At 70.9% G+C, this 8,397-nt stretch carries 8 protein-coding genes; 5 read left to right on the top strand and 3 right to left on the bottom strand.

The window, feature by feature from the left end; translation table 11 throughout:
• The first annotated feature begins 87 nt into the window (after window positions 1-87).
• The 4 genes from ACZ41I_RS03295 (at window position 88) to ACZ41I_RS03280 (ending at window position 3,684) form a co-directional block, all read left to right on the top strand.
• Window positions 88-927, top strand: coding sequence for an alkaline phosphatase family protein (locus ACZ41I_RS03295; RefSeq protein ID WP_468513035.1), 840 nt, complete (start codon window positions 88-90; stop codon window positions 925-927).
• Between the two features lies 1 nt (window position 928).
• On the top strand, window positions 929-2,224 hold the full coding sequence (locus ACZ41I_RS03290) for an MFS transporter (RefSeq protein ID WP_468513034.1): 1,296 nt from the start codon (window positions 929-931) through the stop codon (window positions 2,222-2,224).
• A complete protein-coding gene (locus tag ACZ41I_RS03285; protein WP_468323618.1) occupies window positions 2,221-3,240 on the top strand; it encodes a TolB family protein in 1,020 nt (339 codons plus the stop codon). Before ACZ41I_RS03290 ends, ACZ41I_RS03285 begins: the two co-directional genes overlap by 4 nt.
• Window positions 3,241-3,414: 174 nt before the next feature.
• On the top strand, window positions 3,415-3,684 hold the full coding sequence (locus tag ACZ41I_RS03280) for a hypothetical protein (RefSeq protein WP_363216841.1): 270 nt from the start codon (window positions 3,415-3,417) through the stop codon (window positions 3,682-3,684).
• A 118-nt stretch (window positions 3,685-3,802) separates the two neighbouring features.
• Here the strand turns inward: ACZ41I_RS03280 and glnA are convergent, their stop codons facing one another.
• On the bottom strand, window positions 3,803-5,164 hold the full coding sequence (gene glnA / locus ACZ41I_RS03275; RefSeq protein WP_363216305.1) for a type I glutamate--ammonia ligase: 1,362 nt from the start codon (window positions 5,162-5,164) through the stop codon (window positions 3,803-3,805).
• Between the two features lie 306 nt (window positions 5,165-5,470).
• Here glnA and ACZ41I_RS03270 point away from each other — a divergent pair, with 306 nt between their 5' ends.
• Window positions 5,471-6,658 (top strand): globin domain-containing protein, encoded by a 1,188-nt coding sequence (locus ACZ41I_RS03270; protein ID WP_468513033.1) that lies wholly within the window; start codon window positions 5,471-5,473, stop codon window positions 6,656-6,658.
• 10 nt (window positions 6,659-6,668) lie between these two features.
• Here ACZ41I_RS03270 and ACZ41I_RS03265 read toward each other — a convergent pair whose 3' ends face one another.
• Together ACZ41I_RS03265 and ACZ41I_RS03260 are read right to left on the bottom strand one after the other, a co-directional pair.
• Window positions 6,669-7,715, bottom strand: a complete 1,047-nt coding sequence (locus ACZ41I_RS03265) for an FAD-dependent monooxygenase (RefSeq protein ID WP_399773733.1) — start codon at window positions 7,713-7,715, stop codon at window positions 6,669-6,671.
• A 60-nt stretch (window positions 7,716-7,775) separates the two neighbouring features.
• Window positions 7,776-8,255, bottom strand: coding sequence for an Rrf2 family transcriptional regulator (locus ACZ41I_RS03260; protein WP_363216308.1), 480 nt, complete (start codon window positions 8,253-8,255; stop codon window positions 7,776-7,778).
• Window positions 8,256-8,397: the final 142 nt, after the last annotated feature.

Raw genomic sequence — 8,397 nt, 5'->3', positions numbered from 1 at the left:
CGAACCCCCACCCCTTTCCCCCCCACCCGGGGGTTGGCTTTTTCCGGCCTTTCCGTTTCCCGCTTTTCCGGCACTGTTGGGGCGGCCGTGGTGTTGTTCGCCGCGGCCGCGGTCGGGCTGTGGACCGGGTTCGGCGAAGAGTCCGCGCACGCCGCGGGCTCCGTGCCGAGTCCGGACCACGTGGTCGTCGTGGTCTTCGAGAACCACGCCTACAGTCAGGTCATCGGCTCCTCCAGAGCCCCGTACATCAACTCGCTGAAGTCGCAAGGCGCCAACCTGACGCAGTCGTACGCCGAGACCCACCCGAGCCAGCCCAACTACTTCGCCCTGTTCTCCGGTTCGACGCAGGGCATCACGGACGACAGCTGCTACACGCCCGGCTTCTCGTCGGCACCCAATCTCGCCTCCGAGATGATCGCCGCCGGCCGCAGCTGGGCCAGTTACAACGAGAGCCTGCCGAGCGCGGGCTCGACCACGTGCAGCAGCGGGAACTACGCGCGCAAGCACAACCCGTGGTTCGGCTTCAGCAATGTGCCGGCGTCGAGCGCGAAGACGTTCGCCCAGTTCCCGACGGACTACTCGACGCTGCCCCAGCTGTCGTTCGTGACCCCCGACCTGTGCAGCGACATGCACGACTGCTCGGTGTCCACCGGCGACACCTGGCTGAAGAACAACCTGGGCGCCTATGCGACCTGGGCGAAGACCCACAACAGCCTGCTCGTCGTCACCTTCGACGAGGACAACCGGCTGAGCGGCAACCGGATCCCGACCGTGCTGTACGGGCAGCCGGTGACGGCCGGGTCGTCCGGCTCCACGACGTACGACCACTACGACCTGCTGCGCACCCTTGAGGACACCCAGGGGCTGACCTCGCACGCGGGCAACGCCGCCGCCGCCCAGGACATCACCGGCATCTGGGCGTCCTGACGTGTACGTAGCGGACAGCCGCGCAAGTTCCCCCGCGCTCGACGGCGCTCGCGCGGGGGGACCCCCATCGGCGTCCGCGGACGGTGCCGTCCGGCCACCGGCCGGGCGGCGCCGTGCCGCGATCGCCCCGACTGTGCTCGCGCTCGGAACGGTCAGTCTGGTGACCGATGTGTCCTCCGAGATGGTCACGGCCGTCCTGCCGTTGTATCTGGTCACCGGGCTCGGTCTGTCCCCGCTGGGCTTCGGGCTGCTGGACGGTGTGTACAACGGGTTCTCGGCGGTCGTACGGCTCGTGGGCGGCCATCTCGCGGACCGCGGCGGCGGGCGGCACAAATGGGTCGCCGGGTTCGGCTACGGCCTCTCCGCCGTGTGCAAGCCGTTGCTGCTGGTGGTGCACTCGCTCACGCCGATCGGGCTCGTGCTGGCCGCCGACCGCACCGGGAAGGGACTGCGGACCGCGCCTCGGGACGCCCTGATCTCGCTGTCCAGTACGGCCGGGTCGCGGGGGCGTGCCTTCGGGGTGCACCGGGCGATGGACACGGCCGGGGCACTGCTCGGGCCGCTGGTGGCGTTCGTGATCCTGCGGGCCACGGTGGACGGCTACGACGCCGTGTTCACGGTGAGTTCCTGTGTGGCCGTACTGGGCGTTCTGGTGCTGGTGCTCTTCGTGCCCGGCGGGCGTGGTGGCGTGGTGGCCGCCGAGCGGCCCACTGTGCGGGGTGCGGTGGGGCTGCTGCGGCGGCGGGGGCTGCGGCGGGTCGCCGTGTGCGCGCTGCTGCTGGGTCTCGCCACGGTGAGCGACTCGTTCGTGTATCTGCTGCTCCAGCGGCGACTGGGGGTGGCGGACCGGTGGTTCGCGCTGCTGCCGCTCGGTACGGCTGCCTCGTTCCTGCTGCTGGCGGTGCCGCTCGGGCGGCTCGCGGACCGGGTGGGCAGGTGGCCGGTCTTCGTCGCCGGGCACGGTGCCCTGCTGGTCGCCTACGCGTTGCTGCTCACGGCGTGGCACGGCCCGGCCCTGCCGTACGTCGTCCTGGCCCTGCACGGCGCCTTCTACGCGGCCACCGACGGGGTGCTGATGGCGGCGGCCTCGGAGGGGGTGCCTCAGGCGCTGCGCTCGTCCGGGCTGGCCCTCGTACAGACCGGGCAGGCGCTGGCCCGGTTCGCGTGCAGTCTGTTGTTCGGTGCGGCCTGGACGGTGTGGGGCGACCGGGCGGCGCTGGCGGGCGCGGCCGTGGCGCTGGCCGCGTGTGCCGTGTTCTCCGTGGCCCTGCGCCCGAAGGGAACGGTGCCCGCATGACCGTACGCAGCCGCATCCTGATCCTGGTCGCCGCCGTCGCCGTGCTCGCGGCGGTGGGGCTGGCGTCCGTGCTGCACGCCTCGGCCCGCGCCGACCGCCGTGACCGGGAACAGGCGGGCGGTCCGCGGGTCACCGCGGGGGCGGTGACGCTGAGCGGGCCCGGGCGGATGGTGTTCCGGAACATGGCGTGGGGCCCGCACCGGGACGAGGTCGTCAGCGTTCCGGCCGGCGATCCGTCGGGGGAACGGACCGCGTCCGGGATCAAGTGCCTGCGTTTTCACGCCGCTTCGGGTACAGGCCTGTGTCTGCAGGCGGTGCACGGGCCGGTCTCGGACACCTACCGCGCGCTCGTCCTGGACGCCCGGCTGCGGACGGTGCACCGGTACGGCGTCCCGGGCATTCCGTCCCGGGCCCGGGTCTCGCCCACGGGTCACTTCGCGGCCTGGACGGCTTTCGTGGGCGGTGACTCGTACGCCGGAACGGACTTCTCCACGCGTGCGGCGATCGTGGACACGAGGAGCGGGGAGCTGATCCCGTCCCTGGAGGACTTCCGGATCGTCAAGGACGGCCATCCGTACCGGGCACCGGACGTCAACTTCTGGGGGGTGACGCTCGCGGCGGACGACCGCACGTTCTACGCGACGCTGGCGACGAAGGGGCACACGTATCTGGTCCGTGGAGATCTGCGGGACCGTACGGTCACGGCCCTGCACAGCAACGTCGAGTGTCCGTCCCTTTCCCCCGACGGCACCCGGATCGCCTACAAGAAGCGGGTCAAGGGCCTGCCCGCGGACGCCCCTTGGCAGCTGTACGTGCTCGACCTGCGGACGATGCGCGAGACTCCGTCGGCCGAGCGGAGGAGCGTGGACGACCAGGCGGTCTGGCGGGACGGCCGGACGCTCGTGTACGCCCTGCCGGGTGACTACGGCGCCGATCTGTACCAGGTGCCGGCGGATGGTTCGGGGCGGGCGCGGCGGATCAGTACGGCCGCCGTGTCGCCGGCGTATGTGCCCTGAGAGGGTGCTCCCTGCGTGCCGGGTGGCCGCCGCTACGGACGCCGGTCCGCACTTCGGGAGATCATGAAATCGGCGTGTCGAAGTCCATCTTGGGTGATTTTAACCCTAATCTCCGTTGCTGTAGGTGGAAGATCCGTGACAGATCGCATCCACAACTCACTCTATGGAGATCACATGAACAAGCTTCACAAGGCTGCCGTCATGGTCGCGGCTCTCGGGAGCGTCGGATTCCTGACCGCCGGCACCGCCCACGCCGGAGGCGAAGGCGGCAACAGCGTCATGCAGAGCTCGAACTGCCGGTCGCACGACCTGAACGTCGACGTCCTCGGCGAGGTCGGCATCCTCAACGGCGTACTGGGCAACGCGCTCAACGGCGAAGGCGACCCGGGCGCACAGGCGACGCACATCGGTTCGACCATGGGCTGCGACAACAAGGCCTGGTAAGAGGCCGGTTCAGCACCCCTGAACGGTGGGAAGTGGCTGGGCGGTGGCACCGAGAGCGCTGTCGGCGCACTCCGGTACCACCGCCCGCAACCGTTGAGGACCGACCGCCGGCCCGCGACTACAGCACCGGCAGGTTCTTCCGCAGCTCGAAGGCCGTGACCTCGCTGCGGTACTCCTCCCACTCCTGGCGCTTGTTGCGCAGGAAGAAGTCGAAGACGTGCTCGCCGAGGGTCTCGGCGACCAGGTCGCTGCTCTCCATGAGGGTCAGGGCCTCGCCGAGGTTCTGCGGGAGGGGCTCGATGCCCATCGCGCGGCGCTCGGCGTTGGACAGGGCCCAGACGTCGTCCTCGGCGCCCGGCGGCAGCTCGTAGCCCTCCTCGATGCCCTTCAGTCCGGCGGCCAGCAGGAGGGCGTAGGCCAGGTAGGGGTTGGCGCCGGAGTCCAGGGAGCGGACCTCCACGCGCGCGGAGCCGGTCTTGCCCGGCTTGTACATCGGCACACGGACCAGGGCGCTGCGGTTGTTGTGGCCCCAGCAGATGTACGACGGGGCCTCGCCGCCCGCGCCCGCCGTGCGCTCGGAGCCGCCCCAGATGCGCTTGTAGGAGTTCACCCACTGGTTGGTGACCGCGGAGATCTCCGCGGCGTGCCGGAGCAGGCCGGCGATGAAGGAGCGGCCGACCTTGGAGAGCTGGTATTCGGCGCCGGACTCGTAGAACGCGTTCCGGTCACCCTCGAACAACGACAGGTGCGTGTGCATGCCGCTGCCCGGGTGCTCGGAGAAAGGCTTCGGCATGAAGGTCGCCTGCACCCCCTGCTCCAGCGCCACCTGCTTCATGACCAGCCGGAACGTCATGATGTTGTCGGCCGTGGAGAGCGCGTCGGCGTAGCGCAGGTCGATCTCCTGCTGGCCGGGCGCGCCCTCGTGGTGCGAGAACTCCACCGAGATGCCCATGGACTCCAGCATGGTGATCGCCTGGCGGCGGAAGTCCATGCCGACGTTGGTCGGCGTGTGGTCGAAATAGCCGGAGTTGTCGGCCGGCGTGGGGCGGGAGCCGTCGAGTGGGCGGTCCTTCAGCAGGAAGAACTCGATCTCGGGGTGGGTGTAGAAGGTGAAGCCCAGGTCGGAGGTGCGGGCCAGGGCGCGCTTGAGGACATAGCGCGGGTCGGCGAAGGACGGGGAGCCGTCCGGCATGAGGATGTCGCAGAACATGCGGGCGGTCCCGGGGGTCTCCGCGCGCCACGGCAGGACCTGGAAGGTGGACGGGTCCGGCTTGGCGATCATGTCGGACTCGTAGACCCGGGCGAAGCCCTCGATGGCGGAGCCGTCGAAGCCGATGCCCTCGTCGAAGGCCTGCTCCAGCTCGGCGGGGGCCACGGCGACGGACTTGAGGAAGCCCAGCACGTCCGTGAACCACAGGCGTACGAACCGGATGTCGCGCTCCTCCAGTGTCCGGAGCACGAACTCCTGCTGCTTGTCCATCTTCCGCTACCCCATCCTTGCTGGTCAGGCCGCCTGTCCCCCATCCCTCGGGAGGCGGTCGGGCACCTGAGCATCCCACCACAACACCATTTCATGCGCGTTGCAGACCTTGATCGCCCGGGCGTCGTCGGCCTGAACGCCTCTCGTACGGCAGGTGTACTGCTCTCCCGCCCATCTTGCCTGCTCGGACCGACATCCGTAATGGCCGGTCCGTTTCGCGACGTGAGGGACACCACGCCCATTTAATTTGCATCTCAGATGCAAGTTTTCATAGCGTTCCGATCAGTCGAGTCGTGAGGAGTCCCGATGCTGTCCGAGCAGTCCGCAGCCACCGTCCGCGCCACCCTCCCCGCCGTCGGCGCGGCCATCGGTGAGATCACCGAGCGCTTCTACGCCCGCCTCTTCGCCGCCCATCCCGAACTGCTGCGAGACCTGTTCAACCGCGGGAACCAGGCCTCCGGCGCCCAGAAGCAGGCCCTCGCCGGCTCCATCGCCGCCTTCGCCACGCACCTGCTGGAGCACCCGGACACCCGGCCCGACGCGATGCTCGGCCGCATCGCCCACAAGCACGCCTCGCTGGGCGTCACGCCCGAGCAGTACGACGTCGTGCACGAGCACCTCTTCGCCGCCATCGCCGAAGTCCTCGGCGAGGCCGTGACACCCGAGGTCACCGCCGCCTGGGGCGAGGTCTACTGGCTGATGGCGAACGCGCTCGTCGCGATCGAGAAGCGGCTGTACGAGGAGAGCGGCGGCCGGGTCCGGCGGCCGTGGGAGGTCGTGGAGCGCATCGAGGAGACGGCGGACGTCGTCACCTTCCGGCTGCGCCCGGCCGACGGCGGCCCGGTGCGCGCCTTCCGCGCCGGTCAGTACGTCTCCGTCCAGGCCGAGCTGCCCGACGGCGCCCGCCAGATACGGCAGTACAGCCTGTCCGGGGCGCCGGGCGACAGCGTGCGCCAGTTCAGCGTCAAGCGCGTGAGCGGCGACGACGCCACCCCCGCCGGCGAGGTGTCGAACCACCTCCACGCACGCGTGCGGCCCGGCGACGTCCTGGACCTGTCCGAGCCGTACGGCGACCTCGTCCTGGACACCGACGCCGCAACCCCGCTGCTGCTCGCCTCCGCCGGCATCGGGGTGACCCCCATGGTCGCCATGCTGGCCGACCTCGCGGCCACCGGCCACCAGGGCCCGGTCACCGTCGTCCACGGCGACCGCTCCCCAGCCGACCACGCCCTGCGCGCCGACCACGAGACCTACGCCGGCAAGCTCCCCGAAGCGTCCGTGCACTTCTTCTACGAGCGCGACGCGGAGCCCGGCACCCGCACCGGCCTGGTCGACCTGGCCGGCATCCCCGTACGGCCCGGCACGCGCGCGTACCTGTGCGGGCCGCTGCCCTTCATGCGCACGGTCCGCGCCCAGCTGATCGAGCGGGGCGTGGCCCCGGCCGACATCCACTACGAGGTGTTCGGCCCGGACCTGTGGCTGGCCCGGGGCTGAGCCCCTCCGGTCAGTGGGCGCCGAAGCTGCGGGCGCCCTCCCGGCCGGTCTGCTGGTTCTGCGCCACGTACGGGCGCAGCTCCTGCTCATAGGCGGCGAAGGCCTTGAGGTGGTCGCCGCCGGACTCGGCGAGGTGCCGGGCCAGGGTGCGGGCGCCGATCAGCGCCTGGGAGGTGCCCATGCCCGAGGTGGGGGCGGCGCAGTAACCGGCGTCGCCCAGCAGCACCACCCGGCCCTCGGACCAGCGGTCGAGGTGGACCTGGCAGGCCGAGGAGAAGTAGAGGTCGGTGGCGGCGGACATGTCGTCCAGCAGGCGGGGCACGATCCAGCCGGCGCCGGCCATCCGCTCCCGGGTGGTCCGCTCCTGCTCCGCGCGGCTCAGCAGGTCCAGCTTCGGCGAGTCGCTGGCGAAGGAGAGGCTGACGGACATCCGCTCGGGATCGGCCGCGCTGAACGCGTAGACCGCCCGGCCGGGGGTCTGCCACAGCACGCCCCGGTGGTCCAGGCCCAGCCGGTTCGGGGCGCTGAAGCCCGCACCCGACAGGCCGAGGTGCCGGATGGCCTCGCTGTGCGGGCCGAAGACCAGGCGGCGCACCACGGAGTAGATGCCGTCGGCGCCGACGACCAGGTCGTAGGTGTCCGGGGCGGCGCGTTCGAAGCCGACCCGGACCCCGTCGGCGTCCTGCTCGATCGCGTTGATCGAGTCGTCGAAGACATAGCGCACCTTCGCCGCCGTGTGCGCGTGCAGGATGCGCGTCAAGTCCCGCTTGGGCACCTCCAGTTCACCGGCGAAGTGCTCGGCGGGCAGCTCGCCCGTGCGGTTGCCGTCGGCGTCCAGCAGATCGGTGCCGCGCATCCCGGTGGCGTGCCCGCGCACCTCCTCCAGGATCCCCAGGTCCGCCAGCGCCTCGAAGGCCGCGCCGCGGAAGTCGACGGCGTAGCCGCTGTCCCGCAGTGCCGGGGCGCGCTCGACCACGGTCACCTCGTGGCCGTCGCGGTGCAGGAGGAGGGCGAGCGCGGGACCGGCCACGCTCGCGCCGGAGATGAGGACCTTCATTGACGTACCCCCGTCGTCGTTCTTGAGTCGGGGTCAGCCTTCACCAGGTCCGCCGGGCGATCAACGATGTTTTCCGGCCAGTGGAAACGCGCCCCCGTCCGGCCCCCGGGAGATGCCCAGCAGCAGGGGACCGGTGGGGTCGGAGACGATGTCCGCCACCGTGACGGAGTCCAGCTCGGCGAAGAAGGCCTCCTGCGCCCGGCGCAGCGCGCCGCGCAGGCGGCAGCCGGTGTTCAGCGGGCAGGGGGCCGTACCCGTCGTACCCTCGCAGTCGACCACGTCGCCGTCGCCCTCGAAGGTGCGCACCACCGCGCCGACCGAGGCCGTACGGCCCTTCCCGGTGAGCGTGAGACCGCCGCCCCGGCCACGCCGGGCGTCGACGAGGCCCAGGTGCTGGAGTTCCGCGACGACCTTCGCGGCGTGCGTGTAGGGCACGTCCATGTCCGCCGCGACCTGGCGGGTGGTGGGCATGGCGTCGGCGGCGACGGCCAGTCGCATCAGGACGCGCAGGGCCAGGTCGGTGGAGCGCAGGAGCCGCATACCACGAGCGTAGGTAATACGCACTGGCGGTTCAAATTATCCGGCCGTCCTTCCTCCGCAGCGCCGACCCTACGGAAGTTTGACCCGGCCTCCCTACGGAAGACGGCCCGTCCCGATTACGATCGGCGAGCCCGCCCTTACC

The organism is Streptomyces sp. NPDC030799 (assembly GCF_055572255.1).
Note: the sequence above shows the minus strand (reverse complement) of the source record. Positions and strands in the feature narration are given on the sequence as shown.